17 protein-coding genes and 1 other RNA gene are annotated in these 21592 nt (G+C 66.5%); 6 read left to right on the top strand and 12 right to left on the bottom strand.

Annotation, left to right across the window (positions count from 1 at the left end; genetic code table 11):
* Window positions 1-57: 57 nt before the first annotated feature.
* Window positions 58-1257 carry an acyltransferase family protein gene (locus EP7_RS25540; protein WP_463525069.1) on the bottom strand — a complete coding sequence of 400 codons (1200 nt, stop codon included), beginning with the start codon at window positions 1255-1257 and terminating at the stop codon, window positions 58-60.
* A 683-nt stretch (window positions 1258-1940) separates the two neighbouring features.
* The gene (locus EP7_RS25535; RefSeq protein WP_463525068.1) at window positions 1941-2303 is read right to left on the bottom strand and encodes a rhodanese-like domain-containing protein; all 363 of its coding nucleotides are present in this window, start codon (window positions 2301-2303) and stop codon (window positions 1941-1943) included.
* 172 nt (window positions 2304-2475) lie between these two features.
* Between EP7_RS25535 and EP7_RS25530 the strand changes: the two genes are divergently transcribed.
* Window positions 2476-4470 (top strand): alpha/beta hydrolase-fold protein, encoded by a 1995-nt coding sequence (locus EP7_RS25530; protein ID WP_463525067.1) that lies wholly within the window; start codon window positions 2476-2478, stop codon window positions 4468-4470.
* A 54-nt stretch (window positions 4471-4524) separates the two neighbouring features.
* On the top strand, window positions 4525-5727 hold the full coding sequence (locus EP7_RS25525; protein ID WP_463525066.1) for a DUF6807 domain-containing protein: 1203 nt from the start codon (window positions 4525-4527) through the stop codon (window positions 5725-5727).
* Between the two features lies 1 nt (window position 5728).
* Here the strand turns inward: EP7_RS25525 and EP7_RS25520 are convergent, their stop codons facing one another.
* The 8 genes from EP7_RS25520 to EP7_RS25485 form a co-directional block, all read right to left on the bottom strand.
* Complete coding sequence (locus EP7_RS25520; protein ID WP_463525065.1) at window positions 5729-6313, bottom strand: 5-formyltetrahydrofolate cyclo-ligase; 585 nt, start codon at window positions 6311-6313, stop codon at window positions 5729-5731.
* Between the two features lie 79 nt (window positions 6314-6392).
* Window positions 6393-6552: non-coding RNA, 6S RNA (gene ssrS / locus EP7_RS25515), on the bottom strand.
* Window positions 6553-6643: 91 nt separating this feature from the next.
* Window positions 6644-7351 carry a hypothetical protein gene (locus EP7_RS25510; protein WP_463525064.1) on the bottom strand — a complete coding sequence of 236 codons (708 nt, stop codon included), beginning with the start codon at window positions 7349-7351 and terminating at the stop codon, window positions 6644-6646.
* A gap of 121 nt (window positions 7352-7472) precedes the next feature.
* The gene (cyaB, locus tag EP7_RS25505) at window positions 7473-8045 is read right to left on the bottom strand and encodes a class IV adenylate cyclase (protein ID WP_463525063.1); all 573 of its coding nucleotides are present in this window, start codon (window positions 8043-8045) and stop codon (window positions 7473-7475) included.
* Between the two features lie 33 nt (window positions 8046-8078).
* The gene (locus tag EP7_RS25500) at window positions 8079-9122 is read right to left on the bottom strand and encodes a transglutaminase family protein (protein WP_463525062.1); all 1044 of its coding nucleotides are present in this window, start codon (window positions 9120-9122) and stop codon (window positions 8079-8081) included.
* Window positions 9123-9166: 44 nt separating this feature from the next.
* Window positions 9167-10126, bottom strand: coding sequence for an alpha-E domain-containing protein (locus tag EP7_RS25495; protein ID WP_463525061.1), 960 nt, complete (start codon window positions 10124-10126; stop codon window positions 9167-9169).
* Window positions 10127-10196: 70 nt separating this feature from the next.
* Entirely contained in the window at window positions 10197-11639 is a 1443-nt protein-coding gene (locus tag EP7_RS25490; RefSeq protein WP_463528466.1) for a circularly permuted type 2 ATP-grasp protein, read from the bottom strand.
* 210 nt (window positions 11640-11849) lie between these two features.
* Window positions 11850-12560, bottom strand: a complete 711-nt coding sequence (locus EP7_RS25485) for a nucleotide exchange factor GrpE (RefSeq protein WP_463525060.1) — start codon at window positions 12558-12560, stop codon at window positions 11850-11852.
* Window positions 12561-12681: 121 nt separating this feature from the next.
* On the opposite strand from EP7_RS25485, the gene EP7_RS25480 reads away from it, so the two are divergent.
* A complete protein-coding gene (locus EP7_RS25480) occupies window positions 12682-13263 on the top strand; it encodes a DJ-1/PfpI family protein (protein WP_463525059.1) in 582 nt (193 codons plus the stop codon).
* Window positions 13264-14573: 1310 nt separating this feature from the next.
* Here the strand turns inward: EP7_RS25480 and EP7_RS25475 are convergent.
* Window positions 14574-15875 carry a hypothetical protein gene (locus EP7_RS25475; RefSeq protein ID WP_463525058.1) on the bottom strand — a complete coding sequence of 434 codons (1302 nt, stop codon included), beginning with the start codon at window positions 15873-15875 and terminating at the stop codon, window positions 14574-14576.
* 192 nt (window positions 15876-16067) lie between these two features.
* Here EP7_RS25475 and EP7_RS25470 point away from each other — a divergent pair, with 192 nt between their 5' ends.
* The 3 genes from EP7_RS25470 (at window position 16068) to EP7_RS25460 (ending at window position 18801) form a co-directional block, all read left to right on the top strand.
* Complete coding sequence (locus EP7_RS25470; RefSeq protein ID WP_463525057.1) at window positions 16068-16742, top strand: 3-keto-disaccharide hydrolase; 675 nt, start codon at window positions 16068-16070, stop codon at window positions 16740-16742.
* A gap of 80 nt (window positions 16743-16822) precedes the next feature.
* On the top strand, window positions 16823-17974 hold the full coding sequence (locus EP7_RS25465; protein WP_463525056.1) for a M24 family metallopeptidase: 1152 nt from the start codon (window positions 16823-16825) through the stop codon (window positions 17972-17974).
* A gap of 65 nt (window positions 17975-18039) precedes the next feature.
* Window positions 18040-18801 (top strand): UvrB/UvrC motif-containing protein, encoded by a 762-nt coding sequence (locus EP7_RS25460; protein WP_463525055.1) that lies wholly within the window; start codon window positions 18040-18042, stop codon window positions 18799-18801.
* Between the two features lie 272 nt (window positions 18802-19073).
* Here EP7_RS25460 and EP7_RS25455 read toward each other — a convergent pair whose 3' ends face one another.
* Window positions 19074-21443 carry an efflux RND transporter permease subunit gene (locus EP7_RS25455; protein WP_463525054.1) on the bottom strand — a complete coding sequence of 790 codons (2370 nt, stop codon included), beginning with the start codon at window positions 21441-21443 and terminating at the stop codon, window positions 19074-19076.
* Window positions 21444-21592: the final 149 nt, after the last annotated feature.

Here is a 21592-nt window from a genome sequence, read left to right as displayed (position 1 = left end):
AAGCCCGTGCAAATTCGGGGTTCTTGACCGCGTTGGTACCAGAGCCGAGGCCGGCGCTCAAGCGTGAACCGGCCCCGGATGGTCTCTGCCCCAGGTTCCAGCGACGATCCGGATCGCCCCGGGGCGGGTGGCCAGCTTGTGCACCACGAGCAAGGTGAGGATCGTCGTGGACGCCACGATGACCAGCTTGACCACGCCCGGCAGGGGGACATCGGCCAGGAACGGGGCGAGCCAGGCGACCAGCGGCAGGTGGGCCAGGTAGATCCAGTACGAGGCGGCGACCAGGGGGCGGACGCCGCGGATGGGGCGGTCCAGATAGCACAGGGCCAGGCCGATGACCCCGCAGACGAGCAGCCAGGTGACGAGCGAGGTCGCCGCGGCCGACGCCGTGTGGGCCAGCTCGGGCCCGAATGACAGCCGCACCGGATCGAGGCCGGATCGCCGCAACAGGCCCGCCGTGCGGGTGAGCGGCCAGCAGACCAGGGCCAGGGCGAGCAGCCTGATCGGGTACCGCGCCAGGGCCTGGACTTGCTCCGGGTGGCGGCCCAGCATCCAGCCGAAGGCGAAGAAGCCCCAGTCGCCGAGCAGCGACGAGGCGGGCGGCAGGAACGACGAGGGCGTCTCCAGAGCCGCGCCCGGCGAGATCCAGAACGCCGGCAACGTCGCTACGGCGAACGCCAGAGGCCCCAGGGGCGACTGCAAGGCGCCGCGGAAGGCCGCGTCGAGCCGGATCGCCAGGCTGGGCATGCCGCGGACCAGCCGGGCGGTCAGCGCCGCCAGGGTGCAATACAGGATCAGGTTCTCGAGGAACCAGAAGTGCATCGGACCGGGCCGGTCCAGTAGCGACCCTTCGCGGATGGCCAGCAAGATGGAGGCGACCGGGCCGACGCCCGCGGGTGTCCGCGCCCAGGCGAAGGCGGCGCGGGTGATGGGGAACGCAATCACCCAGCCCGCCACCAAGGGCAGTCCGATCCGCCGCATCCGGTCGCGGACGAGCCCGGCCGGCCCTCGCCTGCGGTGGGTCGACGCCGCGAAGAACCCCGCCAGCACGAAGAAGGCCGGCATCCGGAACAGGCCCGACCCCGTCAGCAACAGGTCGCAGACGATGCTGGTCTGCGAGTCCTTGAAGACCCAATGCCTGCTGGAGGGGATCTGGCTGTAGGACAGAGCGGTATGGACGACGACGCCCAGCAGCATCATCGAAGCCCGGAGGCCGTCGAAGGCATGGAAACGCGTTGGGACAAGGTCTGGCTTCATGCCTTCACCTCTTCGACCTGGAACGCGGCTAGCCAGCCGAACACGCACGCATCCTTATGAGCGTGTCCGAGGTACGGCTCCCAACCGGGAGCAATTTCCGCCCGTTCGATGCGGCGAAAGTGGGGTTGCTCGGTCGGAGCCTTCCGCTGTTCCGGACCCGAGTGTCCGGGGTTCAAACGAAAGCGTTCGTTCTACATGGAGGCGAGCGCCGGGTCGACCCGATTTCGCCGTGTTTGTGGCCATAAATGCGGGTATAGCCGACGCAAGTTAAAAGAGTGTATTGGTTTGAGAAAATGATTAATTCGCGTAAATCCATGTAAACGCGTTGCCAGAGCGGAGGGCGATCGAGAGAAAACGTGCGATTTTCCGGCGGCGGGTTGGTTGCATGATGATCGGCGTGGATCGCCCAAGCGTGGTCGAGAGTCTGATGCGTTGGGTGCGGGGCCGGAGGTGCATTGGGCGGCCGAGAGCAGCCCGGCTGGACGGTCTGGGGGCGGTCGGATTCTCGATGGCCCTCTGGGCGAGGTTGCACTCTCTGATGGCGTACTGGATGCGCCTTGGACCGCCGAAGACCCCGGTCGGCTGCCGGGGTTGCTCGATTCCAAGGCCATCGGCGCTTCCTTCGGTTCCCGCCGGGCGTCGCTCGTTGCCATTGGAGAGCCGTTGACCCAGGCCGGCCCGTCTCAGTACCGGCGGACGCCGGGATCAATGCCCTGAGACCAGGCGTCGATCCCCCCTTCGAGGTTGTGAACGCCCGTCAGGCCCCGGCCCGCGAGCCAGCGTGCGACGGTCATCGACCGCATCCCGTGGTGACAGTAGACGAAGACCGGGGCCGTCTCGGCCACCTCGCGGATCTGCTCATAAGACTCCTGGATGCTGCCCATGGGGACGTGCAGGTCGGTCGCATGCACGGGCGCGGCGATGGCGCAATAGTTCCGCTCGTCGTCCTCGCGCACGTCGAGCAGGACCAGGGGCTGACCTTCGTCGAGGCGCTTCTTGAGATCGTCGGGCGAGCATAAGCCCACGCCAAACCTGGATTCGGCCATCGTTGGATCGGTCCTGCGGGGTGATGTCGGGGCGATCCCCGATGAGACCACAAACGCATCCCCCGGTCGAGTCCGCCGGCGGCCTTGGGCCTTGGCCGGCCTTTCGGTTCGGCTACAATCGGGGCCCGGCCGGGCGGGTCCCGGCCTTCGTGCGAGGGGGCGAAATCCGGTGATGATGAGTTTCAAGGGCCTTCTGGCCGCGTCGCTGGGGCTCCTGTCCCTGGCCACGTCACAGGGCGATGCGCGGGCGCAGGCACCGCCGCCCTCGGCCACGATCGAGCCCAAGGCGGAACAGCTCGCGGCGATCGCGGCCAAATCCGACGAGCTGGAGAAGGCCCTTGTGTCGATCGAGCGGGGGATCGTCCCGCCGAAGTCGGCCGATCTGGTGGCCGACGTCCGCGTCTACCTCCGCGCGGCCCGATTGATCGTGGAACACGGCGAGTTCTACACCCCTGCGTACGCGGATTGGACGCTGGAGGGGCTGGGCAGGGGCCTGGACCGGGCGGGCAAGCTTGCCCATCGCGAGAGCCCATGGGCGACCGCCGAGGGATCGACCGCTCGCGGATATGTCTCCAGGGTCGATGGATCAATCCAGCCCTATGCGGTGGTCGTCCCCGCGGGAGGTGTGCCCGCGGACAGGAAGCTGCGGCTCGACGTCGTCCTGCACGGGCGCGGGGCGACGCTCAACGAGGTCAGCTTCCTGCACGCTCACCAGGGCAAGCCCGCGCCGGCGGGGCAGGCGGGCCTGGTGCTGCACGTCTTCGGCCGGGGGAACAACGCCTACCGCTGGGCGGGCGAGACCGACGTCTTCGAGGCCATCGAGGCGGTCAAGCGGAACTATCCCGTCGACGACCGTCGAGTCGTCCTGCGCGGGTTCTCGATGGGCGGGGCAGGGGCCTGGCACCTGGGCCTGCACCACCCGGCCGCCTGGTCGTCGGTCGAGGCTGGCGCCGGTTTCACCGAGACGAAACGCTATGCCAAGCTCGCCAATCTCACCGAGGTCGAGGCCCGAGGGATCCACCTTTACGAGTCGGTGGATCATGCGCTGAACGCCTTCAACGTGCCGATGGCGGGCTATGGCGGCGAGGATGACCCGCAGTTGAAGGCGAGCCGCAATATTGAAGAAGCCTTGCGCACGCTGGGGTTCGCCCTGAAGGCCGACGGCCTGGTCACGCGAGGGACCGACATCGACTATCTCGGCGTCGTCGGCGCGAAGATGGGCCACAAGGTCGACCCGGCGAGCGCCGCCTTGCTCGCGGCCTTTCACGACGAGCACGCCAAGGACGGGGCGAACCTGGAACCCGCCCGAGTCCGGTTCGTCACGTACTCGCTCAAGTATCCGAAGGCCGCATGGCTGGCCGTCGAGCGCATGGGCGAGCACTACACGCGGGCGACCGTCGATGCCCGCGTCGAGGGCGGCTCCGTGATCGCGACCACGGAAAACGTGGCGGTCCTTTCGGTTCAGCGCCAGGTGGGCGAGACGATCAAGCTCGACGGCGACGAACTCCCCTTGAAGCTGGCGGCGTCGGGCCTGCTCCCCTCGGTTTACTACCAGAAGCGGGCCAAGGGTTGGGAGGTGCTCGACCACGAGGCCTCGCGCGGGTTGCAGGAGAACCTCGACGGAACCAAGGCACCCGGCCTTCAAGGCCCGATCGACGACGCATTCACCGGCCCGTTCCTCTGCGTCCGGGGCACCGGGACCCCCTGGAACCCGGCGCTCCAGGCCTGGGCCGACGCCCGCCTCGACCGCTTCTCCAAGGACTGGAGCAAGTGGATGCGGGGCGACCTGCCCGTCAAGGACGATGCGCAAGTGACAGAGGCCGACATTGCCGGCAAGAATCTGATCCTGTTCGGCGATCCCGGCTCCAACTCGCTCATCGCCCGCTCGCTCTCCGGGCTGCCGCTGACCTGGACGCGCGAGTCGTTGCGGCTCCGTAACACCTACGACGCGGCCACGCACTCGCCGGCCTTGATCGCGCCCAGCCCGCTGGCCAGGGGCCGCTACGTGGTGCTCAACAGCGGCCACACGTTCGGCGCATCGGCATTCAAGGGGACGAATGCGTTGCTCTATCCCCAGCTGGGGGATTACGCCGTCTTCGAGCTGGCCGACCCGAACCAGAAGGCCAAGGTTGCCGGATTCTTCGACGAGCGATGGCGGCTGCCCTGACCGCCCGAACGACCACGATGTGAACCGATCAGACGACCCACGGAGTGCCGCCCGATGAAGCCAACGATTCGAGCCGCGATCGCCCTGCTCTTGCTCGCGGCCCCCGCGGCGGGAGCCGTCGAGCCCTGGCAATTCACGGTCAACAACCCCGGCCCTGTGCTGGGCGAGACGCCCATCTGGTTCCAGGTCGATGCCGCCCCCGGCGCCTACCTGGTCCGGCCGGAAGGGAAAGGCCCCGCCCTCGCGGCGCAGGTCTACAAGGACGCGGGCAAGACGTATCTGGCCGTCGTGCTGCCGGCGCTCGACCAGGGTACGAACGGCTTCGAAGTGACACAGGCCGCCGACTCGGCCGCGGCGCCGGGCGTGGTGCTCACCGATGAGGGGCCGAACGTCGCCGTGACGGTCGGCGGCAAGCCCCTGACCGAGTACGTCAGCAATGTCGGGCCCAAGCCGTTCTTCTTCCCCCTGATCGGGCCGACCGGCGCCCCTGTCACGCGAGCCTTCCCCATGAAGAAGGTCGCGGGCGAGAAGCTCGACCACCCGCACCACCGTTCGCTCTGGTTCAATCACGGCAAGGTGAATGGTGTCGACTTCTGGTCCGAGATGCCCGGCCACGGCACGATCAAGGAGACGTCCAAGCTCACGAAGCTGGGCGGCCCCGCCGTCGGCATCCTACGCACCACCGACGACTGGATCGGGTCCGATGGCAAGAAGGTTTGCGAAGACGAGCGCGTCGCCCGGTTCTACAACACCAAGGGCGCCCGGGTCATCGACTTCGACTTCACCGTGAAGGCTAGCGAAGGGCCGCTCACCTTCGGCGACACCAAGGAAGGGTCGTTCGGCGTGCGTGTGGCCAGCAGCATGGATGTCACCGCCAAGCAAGGTGGCAAGATTATCAATGCCGAGGGACTGACCGATGACGCTGCCTGGGGCAAGCCCTCGGCCTGGGTCGACTATGTCGGGCCCGTCAACGGCAAGACGGTCGGCATCGCCATCCTCAATCACCCGACCAGCGTCCGCTACCCGACCACCTGGCACGTCCGCACTTATGGGCTGTTCGCCGCCAATCCGTTCGGAAATCGCGAGTTCGACCCCAAGTCCGGGCGCAGCGGTGACCTCGTCGTGCCGCAGGGCAAGTCGATCACGTTCCGCTATCGGGTCATCCTCCACGCAGGCGACACGACGGCGGCGCAGGTCGCCGCGGCGAACTCGGCCTATGCGTCGCTGGCGATCGGCGTCGAGAAGGCCAAGCCGTAAGTCAGGCGGGCGTCTCCGTCCGAGAAGGGCTGACGATCCCGTCGAGCGGCATGTCGTGCGGCTCGACGGGGAGGCCTTCGACCCACTGGGCGTCGAAGGCCAGCGCCCAGCGCGGGGCGTCGGGGCGTAGCTCGGGCAGCAGTCGGTCGTAGTAGCCGCCTCCGCGTCCCAGTCGATAGCCACGCGGGTCGAAGGCGAGGCCCGGGACGAGGACCCAGTCGATCGCTTTGGGGGAAAGCTCGGGGCAGGTCGCGGCGGGTTCGGGGATGTTCAGCGTGCCCGGGACGAGGTCGCGGTCGGGGTCGGCGATGCGGAAGAGGCGCAGGCGTTGACCGGCCGCATCCACGCGCGGGCAGGCGACGATCAGGTTTCGTTCGAGGGCCGAAGCGACCATCGGTCGCGTGTCGATCTCTTCGCGGAACGCGCGGACGTAGAGCAGGACCGTCCGAGCCGAGGAGAGGCCCGGCAGGGTCTCGAATCGAAGGGCGAGCTCAGCCTCTTCCTCGAGGCGTCGGGCCGGGGCCGTGGCCAGAATCCTGGCCCGGACTTCCCGGCGGAGCCGGCGTTTCCGCGTGCGGTTGTCCATGGGCGTCATCGCCGAGGTTCGAAACGAAGACCGGCCCGCACGCGGGGCCGATCGAGTCGGCTCCGGGCGTGGGCCGGGTGAAGCCTCCACCGCAATGCCGTTGAGGCGCTTTTGAGAACCCGCAATTAATAAGTGGGAACCTGAGACCTTCAGGGACAAGCCCAGAGGCCAGTTTCGGTGCCCAACGGGGACTCGTTGGTTCGCCAAAAGAACGCCGCTGACGAACATGGCAGAGGCAGCCCGGCCGAGGCCGGACAAAGGTCATGGTAGCCACGAAGGGCGGCCGAATCAAGCTCGGGAAAGACCCGCCCCGGCTTCGCCCGCGGCCAATTATTTAAGGGACGTTGCGCCCTTGGGATGCGCCTGGGCCACCACGGTGTTCACCGTCGTCCTGGCAACCGGGGCACGCCCCACGGACAGGGCCGTCTGGATGACCGTCGCGTAGTCGTTGCGGGCCAGGATCGACGGGCTGACGCTGTTGGCGCTCACCTGCGCCAGCTGCTTCATGGAATCCTGGAGCCTGGTCGTCTGAGCGTCGGTGGCCCCGGCTGCCTTGAGCACCGTGCCGAAGTCATGATTCAGGGCGGCGGCGTCCTCGGGGCGAAGGTTCTGCCACTGGCCGAGGTCGCGGAGGCGTTCGTTGAACCCGTTGAGGACTTCCGGGTTGGGCGGCTTGAGCTGACCGATGATCGCTGACAGGTTGGCCTGGATCTGCGTCAGGACGGCGGGTGGGATATAACGGCCCGGTACGGTCTGCTTGAGGTAAACGGGTAGATTCTTGACCCGTCTCTCTTTCTTGGCGATCGAGTCCGGGTCGTTCGTGATGGTGCTGGTGGTGGTCGTCGTCGCGGTCTTGACGCCGTCGGTGGTGACGACGACCGTCGTGGTGGTGGTCTGGTTCTTGAGATTCGTGGTGGTGGTGCTGCTCGTGGTGGTCTTCGCCTTGGCATCTGCGGCCGAGATGGTGGCGCTGGCGGTGGAGAGGAGCTGCCGCCCTTCCAGCGTGTCGGTCATCGGAACGTATCGGCGGCGGTCCATCGCGAGAGTCTCCCCCGAGAATCTGGGCGCCCGGACCTCGTGCGGCCCTGAGCGGGGGGATATCTACCAGAGGTGGGCAATCCTGGATAGTCGGGTTCGGCCACCCGGACCGGCCGACGGCTCAGCCCTGGTTCCCGCTCAGCTCCAGCAGCATCCGCAGGTAGGACCGGGGTTCGACGCTCGCGTCGGTCAAACCGAGCTCGGCGGCCAGCGCCTGGACGGCGGCCTGCGCGGCGGGCAGGTCGGCCGCGTCGGCGGCCAAGGCCTCCACCTCGACGAACGGGCCAAGCTCCTCGGCCAGGTCGAGCGTCACCTCCAACTCACGCCCCTGGAAGCGGACGTGATGGGGGATTCGCCGCTTCCGCACGACGGCCACGGGGCGGAAGCCTAGGGCCTCGAACAGCCTGGACGTGGCTTCAAATCCCTCTTGCCCCCCCTGGAAGGGGATTTCGATCTCTTCGCGGGTCTTGGTCGGCCCGGGGTGCTTTGGCCCCTTGTAGGTGACCCGGTTCTCGGCCCCTTCGCGGCGGATGCGCAGGGCTTCGTTGGTCGCGGCGAAGTCGCGCGATGGATGAGCCAGGTAGGCGTCGGCCTGCTCGACCTCGGCCCCAGGGCCGGCCCCCAGAGCCATCAGGCGCTTCGATATGGCCCCGTGATCGGGACACCTGAACTTGATCTCGACCTCGTAACCCATGCCCCTGAGCGTACGAAGAACCCGCGGGGTCGGTCAACGCCCCTGCGACTGCCGCTGACTCTTACCGGATCCACTCTGCGACTGCCGCCACCCATTGAGCGACTGCTGCTGCTGCTCCTGCTGGGATTGCTGCTGCTGCTGCTGGAGGGAGGTGACGTCGGGAGCCTCGGTCTCGACGGCGACCCAGTTCTCGGGCGCCGGCGGGTCGAAGTCGACGGGGGCGTCGGTCTCGCTGACCTCGACGGAGACGCTCAGCTCGCTCCTGGAGTCCCCCTTGTAGAACCCGCGGGTGGGGGGGACGTCGTGGTAGTCGCGGCCGATCGCCACGCGGACGTGACGGTCGGAGGCGACCGTGTTGTTGGTCGGGTCCAGGCCGACCCAGCCGTGGCCGGGCAGGAAGGCCTCGACCCAGGCGTGCGTGGCGTCGGCCGCCCTGCGCTCGCCCTCGTCGCCCCGTCGGTGGAAGAGGTAGCCGCTGACGTACCGGCAGGGGATGCCCAGCTTGCGGATGAGCACGGCCATGACGTGAGCGAAGTCCTGGCAGACCCCCCGGCGCTGCTCCAGGACGAGGTCGATGGGGGAGTCGACCCGCGTGCTCTTGGGGACGTACTCGAAGGCCTCGTGGATCGCCTTGTTCAGCCCGAGCAGTGTGGTCCAGGGGTCTTCGCCGCGGCACAGGTTGATCTCGAGGGCGAACTCCTCGAGCAGCGGGCTCGAGCGGGAGAACTTGCTGGGGCGGAGCATCTCCCACTCGCGGCCCGACTCGGCCAGGGCGTCCAGCGCGTCCCAGGCCTCGGGGCCGATCCCGACGGGTTCGGGGGTGGGCGCGATCTCGACGACCGACTCGGCGGTGATCGTCAGCTTGGTGTGCCGGCCCGGAATGTCGAAGTGGTGGACGTGGTTGCCCAGGCTGTCGCGGTACGAGGCCACCTTGGCGCGCGGGGCGCTGGAGAGCTGGAAGTCCCAGCAGCGGTGCGAGCCTTCGCTCCTGGGCTGCATGCGCACTTCCATCACGCTCTCGCCGATGGGGGTGGAGTAGCGGTAGCGGGTGACGTGGCGGATCGCGTAATAGAACATGAAGGGCGTCCTCCAGGTCGGGCGTCGCCGATGTCCGGGCTCGGTCAGGCCCCCAGGGCACTCTCGACGGAATAGGCGATGTAGAAGTCGTGGATCGCCTTGTGGATCAGGGCGCACTGCCTGCGGATCTCTTCCAGGTAGGCGTGCAGGCCGGAGACGAGGATCTCGTCGATCTGGCCGAAGCTCAGGGCCGAACGGAGCCGCCCGGCCAGGCGGTCGAGCCGCCCGGCGTTGCGGCGCACGGCCTGCGCCGCGATCGCCTGCAAGGCCCCCTGCACTCGCTCGACGGCGAACCGGACCGAGTGCGGGAAGTCGCCGCTTAGCAGCAGGAACTCGGCGATCCGGTCGGGGTGCAGGTCGGCCGTGTACACCTTGCAGTAGGCCTCGAAGGCGGTGCAGCCCTTCAGCAGGCCGATCCACTCGAGGTGGTCGCCGCCGGGCGCGGCCTCGGCCTCGTCCAGCGTGTTGAAGTAGGCGTCGAGCAGCGTGGCCACCGCGCCCGCCCGCTCGATGTAGCGGCCCAGCTCGATGAACCGCCACGACTCGTCATGCGCGATGGTTGACTCGGTGAGCCCCTGGAACGTGTGCGCCGACAGCCGGACGCCGCGGAGGAAGTCGGCCGGCTGTGCCTGGAAAAACCCGTCGGCGCCGGCCGTCCGGGCATCCAGGTACATCCGGTTGAGGTGCTCCCACATGTCCGAGCTGATCAACTCACGGGCCTGCCTCGCGTTCTCGCGGGCCACGCCGATGCAGGCGACGACCGAGGACGGATTGGTCGGGTCGAACATCAACGTCCGCGCGATCGCGTACGGGTCGCTCTCCAGGTCCACGCCGGGGATCTTCGCCCGCAGGCTGGTCAACACCCGGTCCCACCGAGGCACGGCGGACTCGGGGGACTGGTCGAGCATCAGGTTCAGGTTCACGTCCACCAGCCGCGCGGTGTGCTCGGCCCGCTCCAGGTAGCGGCTCATCCAGTAGAGCGTGTCGGCGACTCGGGAGAGCATGGTGGAAAGGCCTCGGTCCTGGTCCTGGGCATTGGCTTCGTTTGGTGCGAGCGGGCGTCGTCGGATCCCGCTACTCGTACAGGACCCAGGTGTCCTTGCTGCCGCCCCCCTGGGACGAGTTGACCACCAGCGAACCTCGTTTCAGCGCCACCCGGGTCAGGCCTCCCGGAATGATCGTCACCTTCTCGCCATAGAGGATGAACGGCCTGAGGTCGACGTGCCGGGCCTCGACCTCGCCGTCGATGAAGCAAGGGGCGCGTGAGAGCGAGAGCGTCGGCTGGGCGATGTAGTTGCGCGGGTCGGCCTTGATGAGCGCCCGGAAGTCATCCCGCTGAGCCTTCGTCGAGTGCGGCCCGATCAGCATCCCATAGCCGCCCGACTCGCCCACCGCCTTGACCACCAGCTTCTCGATGTTGTCGAGTGTGTGAGCCTGATGGACCGGGTTGGTCATCAGGAAGGTCTCGACGTTGGGCAGGATCGGGTCCTGATTCAGGTAGTATTTGATGATGGCGGGGACGTACGCATAGATCGCCTTGTCGTCGGCCACGCCGGTCCCGATCGAGTTGGCCAGCGCCACGTTCCCCGACCGATACGCGTTGAACAGCCCGGCCACGCCCAGGCGCGAGTCGCTCCGGAAGGCGAGCGGGTCGAGGAAGTCGTCGTCGAGCCGCCGATAGATGACGTCGACCCGCTCCAGTCCGGCCGTCGTCCTCATCCAGACGACGTTGTCGTGCACGACCAGGTCGCGTCCCTCGACGAGCTCGATGCCCATCTGGCGGGCCAGGAACGTGTGCTCGAAGTAGGCCGAGTTGAACACGCCCGGCGTCAGCAGCACGATCGTCGGGTCGATCCGGTGCGGCGGTGCCAGCGCCTTGAGCGTCGACAGCAGCATCTGGCCGTAGTTCTCGATCGGCCGGACGCCATGGTCGCGGAACATCGCCGGGAAGACGCGCTTCATCACCTGCCGGTTGGCCAGCATGTACGACACGCCGCTGGGCACCCGCAGGTTGTCCTCCAGCACCGCGAACGAGCCATCCTCCAGCCGCACCAGGTCGGTGCCCGCGACCGACACGTAGATGTCCCGCGGCACGCTGAACCCGCGCATCTCCCGCTGATACTGCGGGCAGCTATACACCAGCTCGCGCGGCACGACGTTGTCGTTCAGGATGTGGGCGTCGTCGTACAGGTCTTTCAGGAACAGGTTCAGGGCCGTGATCCGCTGCACCAGGCCGCGCTCGATGCGCGACCATTCCGCGCCGGTGATGATCCGCGGCAGCAGGTCGTACGGGAAGATCCGCTCGGTCCCCTCGTCGCGACCATAGACGGTGAACGTGATCCCCTGATTGAGGAACGACAGGTCGGCCGCGTGCTGTTTGAGCCTCAGCTCCTCGGGGAGCAGCTCCATGATTCGCCGGTGGATATTCCGGTAGGCCGGCCTCGGCCCCTCCGCCGGGTCGAACATCTCGTCGAAGAAGGTATCGCCGACCTCGTATCGCCCGAAGGGGGCCGGCATCGTCTGGGGCGCCGAGGTTTCGAGGTCGTCCATCAGTCTCAGGTACCTCGGGGCCATCAGAACGCGTCGTTCCACCCAATCAAACGTCGCGACGCCCAATTTTCGGGCATAAATGCCGTCGATTCGGGCAAAATCGGGCCGTTGTTCATCGATTCGGGATGGCTTCCCGTCATTGCAACAGTCGGGCCGCGAACGACCCGCCCCCCGAGATTAGTCGGACCCCGGCCGGTGAGCGAAGACGGAGACAACTTCAGGTCGGATCATCCGGTCCTCGGACTTGAACCCTCGACGATGCCGCGAGGCCACCCGACGGTTGAGCCCCGGGTCGTCGGTGGCCGTGGTCGCCACGGCGCGTTGCCGTCGCGGGTCGAACTCGTCGCCGTCGACCTCGAACGGCTCGACCCCCTGCCGATACAAAATATCCTCGATCCCCTGCTGGAACCCCCGCATCAGGCCCAGAAGCCGGGCGACCTCGGGCCCCTGCCCGTCGGGCTGGGCCTCGGCGATCTTGCCGATGTCGTCGTGAAGCTGGATCAGGTCGACGAACACGGGGCGGAGCACCTTCAGCAGCAGGTCGTTCTTGTACTCCTGGAGTTCGGCATGAAGCCGGTCGACCACCCGCTCGCGAGTCGCCTCGGCCCTCACCTCGCGCTCGAACAATGATTGAAGCTTGTCGAGCCGGCCGGTGAGTGACTCGCCCAGTTCGCGGATCGCCGGGTTCTCGGGAATCTGGGCAGCGACCGCCGGCAAGTCGGGCACGACGGCGATGGAGGCCTCGACCTGCGAGACCTCGCCGGCCCATCCCCCCTCGTCGGTGTCGACGGAGTCGACGATCTCGGGCGGGACGACCAGCGAGACGTCGACCCCCTCGGCCTCGTCGGGCCCGTCAACCTCGATCAGATCGTCATCCATCGGCGTCATGGGAAATCCTCTCGCAAGCCGGTCGAGTCTGTCCCACAATCTTATCCTGCCGGGCTTGCCGTCCACGAGGAGGCACCGAGTTCCCGCCGAGCCGCCAGCCCCAACGTCCCGGAGAAGCGCCATGGCCGCGAAGAAGATCCTGATGCTGGTCGGCGACTACGTGGAAGATTACGAGGCCATGGTCCCATTCCAGGCCCTCTTGATGGTCGGCCACACCGTCCACGCCGTCTGCCCCGACAAGCTCGCCGGGCAGACCGTGCGCACCGCCATCCACGACTTCGAAGGCGACCAGACCTACAGCGAGAAGCCCGGCCACCTCTTCGCCCTCAACTTCGACTTCGCCCGTGTGAAGGCCGACGACTACGACGCCCTCGTGATCCCCGGAGGCCGTTCGCCCGAGTACCTGCGCCTGAAGCCCGAAGTCATCGCCCTGGTCCGGGCCTTCGACGAGGCCAAGAAGCCAATCGCCGCCGTCTGCCACGGCGCCCAGATCCTGGCAACGGCCGGAGTTCTGAAGGGCCGAGAATGCAGCGCCTATCCGGCGTGCGGCCCGGACGTGCGGACGGCCGGCGGCACGTATGTAGAGTTGGACGTGACCCAGGCCCATGTGGAAGGCAATCTGGTCACCGCACCCGCATGGCCGGCTCATCCCGCCTGGATGGCCAAGTTCCTGACGCTGCTGGGCACAGAAATCAAGCGTTAATCAAAGGCTCTGGCGAAACCTGATCAACGGAAAGCAATAGGCATGTGTCAGACCTCTCGACCGGCTCCATGATCGGCCGACTCACTTCTTCAACACCCCGGCGAGGAACGTGTCCAGGGCTTTCGTGGAGGGATCGTCGGCCAGTCCGAGGTCGCCACTCTTCTATTTTCCCATTTCGCGGCATGCGGATCCCAGCAGAGCCCGAAGGTTTACATTCTTCTCGTGCAAGTTGAGGTTGCTTATAATATGCCACGGTTGAATCACGGAACACTACTGGAAAATCTCGTAGTACTCGAAGTGGCTCGTGTCTTAATGAGACACCCAGAAGCCACTGTCGAAGTCGCATCTTCATTCTCGATGCCTCCGCTCACCCAATGCTGGCACAAAACTCCGCACGAACCAGGGAATAACCCTAGGTTCAACAAGGGTGTGATGGCTAATTTGTTGAACGGCGTCATCGCCGTGGGAGCACGCACTTCTTATCCAGCACTGCTAAGAGATTGCCTTACAAATGTGCCGGGTTTGCCCGTCGTACCTTACGCATTAGCTGACGGTTCAGAGTTATACGAATACGGAGGGCCGAACGGCGCGTTGTTGGCGGCACTACTCGCAATGAGGCAAGGCCAGTCCGTTCGAACCTGGTCCAATGACCTCTCGGACAATCAATCTCGTTACCGTAGAATTCCTATGCCCGATGCGTCCACTGAATGCCCGCGCACGACCGAATACGCCGCCGCACTATCAACAAACTGCGGCGTCATCCCTGGAATCGATTCGTTCTGCAGCGAAGCGTTCCCTGATAGTGTTCCGGCGATGGCGTCGTGGAGCAGAAGGTGCATGGTCCGAATCGGATTTCTCGACCCCGACTCTTATGTCGCGGCAAGAGTTCCGAGACCCGGCCAGGTAGACAGCTCGGCCCATTCCCACTGGTTGACCAAACTTCACCAAGATGCAGAACTGACAGCAGGAATCATGTTTTTTGCGAGCCAGGATGGGCCAGGCAGGCCCGCACTTATCGCCGCCTTCCATGATGACGCTCGGACCGAGTACCATCGCTCTGTGGTCTTCTGCTACGGAAATTACATGGTCGGCATCAAACTTCGGGGTGACGAGACAGACCACGTAGACCGCATTATCGAAAGCGTCTCTGGCGCTTGGGGCACGTGGTCATCGATGATCAACCGGGACTCGGACGGACTGAGCTGGCAGATCAAATAAGGTACATGTTATCACTTCGTTAGGGCCACTACCCCATGCTGGGGAAGAGGTGATGTTCGGGAGAAGGTCTTTTCGATTTTTTCCATCATCGTTCATTCCGGCCGGATGATCCCTTGCTGCTCCAAAAGCCAGAGCGCCGGACGCTCCACGAGTAATGGCGTGGGCAGGGGTTGGGGGGCGTTCTCGTCGGGCTGGGCGGCGTCTCCCAGGGCGCTGGAGGCGAAGAAGCGGTGGTTGGGGAAGGTGAGGGCGACGTGTTCCAGGAAGCCGGCGGCTCCCCACTTTCGCAGGGCGGTTTTGACCTCCTCGTGGATGGTCTGGTCGAGCCTGGCGTCGGCGGGCTGGGTCGGGACTGAGGAGCCCCACTCGCGGAGGGCGGTGCCTTCGTCCATCAGGCGGCCCCAGCGGTCGAGCTTGTTCAGGCAGATGGCCAGCGGGGTCTTAACCGGGGACTTCGGGAAGAAGGTGGCCAGTTTGCGGGCGTCGTCCAGGTAGTTGGCCGGCGGCACCCGGCGCTCCTTCTCGGTGAGGTTCAGGCGACGGTCTAATGCCACCTCGCGGATGCGCAGGGGGTCAATCAGGAAGAGGAGGCCGCGGGCCTGGCCGAGGTAGCGGGCCTCGGATCGGAGGAGGTCGATGTTCATCTCCCAGTCTTCGCCGGCCGTGTCGAAGAAGGAGAGCAGGGTGCCGCTTCCCGACGGCCCGCCCCGGCGATTTCGTCGCGTCAGACGGTAGACCAGGGGCTGCAAGATGCTGCGGTTGGTCTCGATGCTGGGGGTGGCAGAGTGGCTCCGACGGTCGAGGTCGTTGATGCCCGCTTCGCCCACGCCGAACTGGCCGCCGCCGTAGGTCAGCTCGCGATATTCACGCTCGTAACGCTCGCGGATCTCGTCGGTGAGGGGGTCGAGGACGAAGCCGCGGGCGGGGCCCACCCGTTCTTCGAGTTCGTGCAGCAGGACGGTGACGAATGTGGTCTTGCCCACCGACTGCGGGCCGAAGATGGCCAGGTGGCCGGCGTCGTGGGTGATGACGGAGTCGGGCAGGTGGGCGTGGCAGCGCGGGCAGAGGTGGTAATCGGTCGGCTTCTTGCAGTTGGGGCAGTCGAGCGACGCGGGCAGGAGCATCCAGTCGAGATACTTGCCGACGCCCCGTCGTGGGTCGGCCATGGGGTCGGTCCACCAAGGGCTGCGCAGGGCCGAGCCCGCGCCGCCGGTGTAACGTCGACCGTTGAGGGCCCTGGAGAGGATGGGGTCCTCGATCATCCGGGAAAAGTCGGTCTTGCACGCCGGGTCGTTGCACCGAAGATGCATCTCGTAGGCGGCGAACCGCTCGAAGCAGAACGGGCAGCGGATCCGGCGGAGCGGGTCGAGCCGAGTCAACAAATCCAGGGGCATCGCGGCTCCGGCGCTCGGACGACAAGCAATGGGGATGGCGCGGGGGCCGGTCGCCGGCCCGTCGGATTCAATCGTCGCCGATGTCCGGCCGGGGTTCAACCATCGGCTTGTGTCGGGCCGCCCGCCCGCTACACTGGCCGGTCACGCCGCGTCGTGCCGTCTGACCGAAACCCACCAGGAGCTTCCCCTTCCATGCGTCCCACCCTCGCGGCGTTCGCCCTCGTCGCCCTCGCCGGCGTCACTTCGGCCCAGGCCGCCGACGCCAAGGATTCTCCCACGCTGAACGCCAAGCCCCCCGAGGGCGCCGTCGTCCTGTTCGACGGCAAGGACCTGTCCGCCTGGCGCGGCGGGGACGGCAAGAGCCCGGCCCCCTGGACGGTCGAAGACGGCATCTTCACCGTCAAGCCGAAGTCGGGCGTCATCCGCACTGACAAGACCTTCGGCTCGTTCGTCCTGCACGTCGAGTTCAACATCCCCTACATGCCCGATGCCAAGGGCCAGGCTCGCGGCAACAGCGGCGTCTACCTCCAGGGCAAGTACGAGCTTCAAGTGCTCGACTCCTACGGCCTGACCCCCAAGAACAACGAGTGCGGCGCGATCTATCAGCAGATCGTCCCGTCCGTCAACGCCTGCCTCCCCCCCCTGCGCTGGCAGACCTACGACATCACGTTCAACGCCGCCAAGGACGGGAAAAAGGCCCGTCTCAGCGTCGTGCAGAACGGCCAGACGATCATCGACGACAAGGAGATTGTCATCACCCCTGGCGGCATCGACGGCCTGAAGGATGAAGACGATGGCCCGATCATGCTGCAAGATCACGGCAATCTCGTCTCCTTCCGCAACATCTGGCTCGTGCCGGCCAAGTAACTGAGCGTCGCCGGTGGCATGCCTGTTCGAAATCGGGCATGCCACCCAACCTCGGTTGAACGGCCAAGGAGCCGACTTCCATGCTGACCGCCGAGGGCTGCCGTGCCCGCCGCAAACGCCTCTGGGAGTCGCTCCCGACGCCCTGCGATGCCCTGGTCGTCGCCGACCCGCAGCACCTCGTCTACTTCGCCAATTTCTTCGTCACCCCGTTCACCTTCCGGGCCGCCGAGGCGGGTGCGATCCTGATCCTCGAGCCCGACCGCGCCACGCTCGTCGCCGACAACCTCCTCGAACCCGCCTGGGCCGCGGCGCATGTCGACGAGGTCGTCGCCCCCGCCTGGTACGAAGGCAAGTCGTCGGCCGGCAACCGCAGGGTGCACCTGGCCAACGCGGCCGGCGAGGTCCTGTCGAGGCTCCATCCCGCCCGCGTTGGCGTCGAACTGGCCTCGGTACCCGCCTCGCTGTTGCGGGGTCGTCCCGAGTCGGCCGTGGTCGACCTTGACCCCATCATCCGGCCGATGCGCCGGTCGAAGGACGCCGACGAGCTGGTCGTCCTGGGACGTTCGATGCGCGCCGGCGACGCGGCGCTGGCGGCGGTCCTGGCGAACTTGCAGCCCGGGATGACCGAGCTGGACGCTTACCTGATCGCCCAGCGTGCGGCCATCGAGTCGGCCGGCCATCCGGTGGTCGTCTACGGAGATTTCGTCTCGGGATCCCGCACCGGCGAGATCGGCGGCCCGCCGACGGATCGCGTCATCAAGTCAGGCGACCTGTTCCTTGTCGACCTCTCCGTGATCGTCCACGGTTACCGCGGCGACTTCGCCAACACGTTCGTCGTGGGCGCAGGCCCAACTCAGAAACAGCGTGACGACCTCGCCCACTGCCTGGCGGCGATCGAGGTGGGCGAGGGCCTGCTCATGCCGGGCGCAGAGTGTCGGGAGATCGACCTGGCTGTCAGGCAAGCCATCCCAGTTTCTCCAGGTCGCCTGGTCTGCCCGGGTCACACCGGCCACGGACTTGGGTTGGGTCATCCCGAGCCTCCTTATCTCGTCCCGCTCAGCATGGAATCGCTGGTTCTCGGCGATGTCGTCACGCTGGAGCCGGGCGTGTATGTTCCGGGGGAATCGGGGATGAGGTTCGAGCGGAATTACCTCATCACGTCCTCAGGGTTTGAGGTTCTCACGCATCACCGGCTGACGCTGGACCAGGGCGAATCCGGCGTCAGTAGTTGACCCTTGGCCCTCCCGCTATAATTCCTGCGGGGAAACGGGGCTCGACTGCGGAGGGAGACGTGGCGATGCGGCGGGACATCGATGAGGCGCTTCAGGGCTGGCCGTACGAGCCAACGCCCGGGGAAGTGATGGCGCGAGAAGTGCGCGCCCGCGACGGCCGCACGGTGCTCCAGATGCGCGTCGAGCTGGGCTTGTTGCAAATGGAGGTCGAGAACCGACCCGACGGCGTCAAGCCGTTCGGCTTCGTCAGCTATCTCGATTACATGCGCTACCGGGCCGCCGGCCGCGGCCAGACCCGGGGCGGCAAGTCGCCAAGCTGGACCATGGGCACCGAGCACCGGATGGAGGCCGATCGCGAGTTCACCCAGTATTACCAGCGACGGCTCGCCTGGCTCTCGCTCCAGCGGTACGAGCGGGCCCTGCAAGACTCAGAGCACACGCTGGCCCTGATGGACTTCGTCGCCCGCCACGGTGAGAACCCCGACTACATCGCCTCTCACGAGCGATTCCGCGCCCTCGTGCTGCTGCATCGCACCCAGGCCGCCGCCGCGCTCGCCCTGGAGCGACGCAAGCCCGAGGAGGCCATCGACGTCGTCCGCGACGGCGCCGATCGCATCAGGGGCCACGCCGATGCCCTGGCCGGCGACAACGACCAGGCCGAGGTCCACTACGAGGCGATGATCGAGCAGCTCCGCTTCCTCGAGCAGGAAATCCGCCGCAACTTCGAGGTCCAGAAGACTCTCAGGGAGCAGCTCGACGAGGCGGTCGCCAGCGAAGACTACGAGGCCGCCGCCCGCCTGCGCGACCAGATCCGCGCCCGCCATTGAATGGGATGAAGCGACGGCCTCCATCCGGGAGTATTGCAACAGACCCGCGAACCTGAGCCTTGCTTTGTGGCTCTGGGGATGTGGAGGGTGGAGGGAGCCAGGCCTGTCCGGGTACCGTCGGCTGTCGGTTCGACTCCGACCATTGGCGAAATCCAATGTAGCTCAACTGGCAGAGCAACATACCGTCTGGGCAGACGCTGGCTCCTTCCCCTTCCATCAGAATCGCTGAATGCGACAGACGTGGCGGTGCGCGCCACGGTCGGATGCCACGCTCAGCTTACCTTCGCGGGCACCCTGGTCGGCCGACGCGTCGAGACTCGATCGGCCAGGGTCAGGCATGCGGGCAACAGCAGGATGTTGCCCAGCGTGCTGCCCGCCGTGGCGATGCCGACCATCGTGCCGAAGTTGACGAACGGCTCGAACTCGCTCAGCCGCAGCGCCGCGAACCCGACGGCGACCGCCAGGCTCGACAGCAAGACGCCAGGTCCCGTCACGGCATAGCTGTCGAACAGGCTCGTCTTGAAGTCCTGCTCCTTACGCTCGCGGCGATATTGCAGCAGGCAGTGGAACGTGTCGTCCACCGAGAGCCCGAGCGCCACGCTGGCTACCAGCGCCGTGGCCATGTCCAGCTTCACCCCCAGCCAGCCCATCAGCCCCAGCACCAGGGCCACCGCCAGAAGCGTCGGCAACATGGCCAGGGCCGCCAGGAATGGCCCCCGCAGCGCGATCGTCAGCATGGCCAGGATGCCCAGCACCGACCAGATGAACGTCGTCCACTGCGTCAGGATCACCCCCTGGACCGTCTTGGTCATCAGGTAGGACAGTCCCGTGAGGAACGCCCCGGGACCGAAGACTTCCTTCGTCTTCGCCTCCACCCGCCGGAACGTCGCGTCCTTCACCTCGGCCGGTTGCTGCTCGGACACACGCACCAGGATCCGGGCTTCCCCCGTCGTCTTGTTCCAGAAACTCGCCAGCAGTTCGGACTGCGGCGACGCGGCGATCAGGTCGAGCTTGGTCGTCAACGCGTGTGCATAAGCCGCCTCGTCAAGCTCCTCCTCGAGGCGATGGTCGGGATCCAGGACCGTCGCGAGCGAGATCGGCCGGACCTCGCTCGACGCGCCGTCGCCCGAGCCCCCGCCGATCGCCCGGAACTGGGCCATGTGCGCCGGGGTGATCGCGTTGCCCACGGGCACGATCAACTCGACCAGGCCGATGCCACCCAACCGACTTTCGACCGAGTGGTAGTCTTTCACCACCCGCGCCGTCGGACGGAAGGCGTTGATATAGTTCGATTCATAGCGTAGTCGCGCGATCCCCAGGGCCAGCGGCAAGGCCAGCGCCACCGTCGCGATCACCACGAGACCTGGCCGTCGGTAAGCCAGGCCGAGCAGCGGGGCGACGATGTTCGACGCCCTGGAGGTCGAGCCGGGCTTCACCGGGATTTCCATCCGCCAGGGGGGCATCATCGCCACGGGAGAGAGCGCCATCACCATCATGGCCGACACGAACGTGCAGGCGCCCATGATCCAGCCGAACTGCTGGATCGGGACCACGCTGCTCGTCAGCAATGCGCCGTAGCCGATCGCGCCAGTGACGGCGCACCAGGTGATCGGCACCGCAACCGCTTGCAACGTCGACCGCGCCGCCTTCTCGGGGTCGGTCCTGCGCCTGCGTTCATCCCGGAAGTGGATCGCCAGGTGGCTCGCCGCCGGCATCGTCAGAACGATGATTTGAGCCACCAGGGGGCCGCCCGAGAGCGAGAGGCGCAGGTCGAACACCGAGAGGATTTCCTCCGTCGCCAGCCAGACCGTCCAGCCGCAGAGCAGGGGGACGATCGCCCACCAGACGCTACGAACCGCCCCCAGGGTCACCAGCGCGATCAAGGCCATCCCCACCGCGGCCAGTCGCTTGCCGTCGACCTCGATGCTGGCGAAGCCGTCGGCCAGTAGGACCGGCGGGCCCACGACGTAGGACGTTCCGAGCTTGTGCCGGGACGTGAATGCGTCGGCCTTCGACCTCAGGCCGCCGATCGTCCGGATGACGTCGTGCTCCTCCGTCTTCCTCAGCCGGACGACCAGGGCGGTGCTCGTCGCCTTGGAATTCACCAGGGTTCCCAGAAGCAGGGGGTGTGCGGTGATCCGTTCGCGAAGCAGCGTCCTCGTTTTCTCGTCGCCGCCGGCGCGCACGGCCGCCCCGATCGTGAACGGGCTCCCCGCCAGGTCGGCCCCCTTCACTCCCCGCATCAAGCCCGCGACCGCTATGTTGCGGGCGAACATGGGAAGACCTTCCAGGCGGACCAGGGCCTCGTCGATCTTCCAGAAAACCGGCATCGCGTCCAGCGACTCGATACGCAGCACCCCCTCGATATTCAGAGGGCCGAGCTCGCGTGCCAGTTCGGCCACGCGGTCCATGCCGCCTGGGGTGAGCAATTCGGGGTCGTCGTAGGCGACGAAGACGAAGTTGTCGTCGCCGAACGAGTCGGACGCCACCTTGTATTTGGCCAACTCGGGGTCATCGTCGGCGAAGAACGACTTGATCGACTGCTCATAGCTGACCCGACGGCCGAACAGGGCCAGGCTCACCAGGGTCAGGACCACGACGGCCAGGGAGACGTAACGGGCGCGCAGCAAGGTGGAGATCAACGGAACGCACCCCGGGGCCGCTCTCCGGACCGAATCGCCGACCTACGGCGAACGGCCCATCCGATCCGTTGTAGGAGCGGACGCAATATTCTCAATCGAAATCCCTAAAGCGCTCGAATGCGGTGGCTCAGGCCACGTTGCATTGTGCG

This window comes from Isosphaeraceae bacterium EP7, assembly GCA_038400315.1.
Classification (GTDB): Bacteria; Planctomycetota; Planctomycetia; order Isosphaerales; family Isosphaeraceae; genus EP7.
This window is presented reverse-complemented; position numbering and strand designations above follow the sequence as displayed.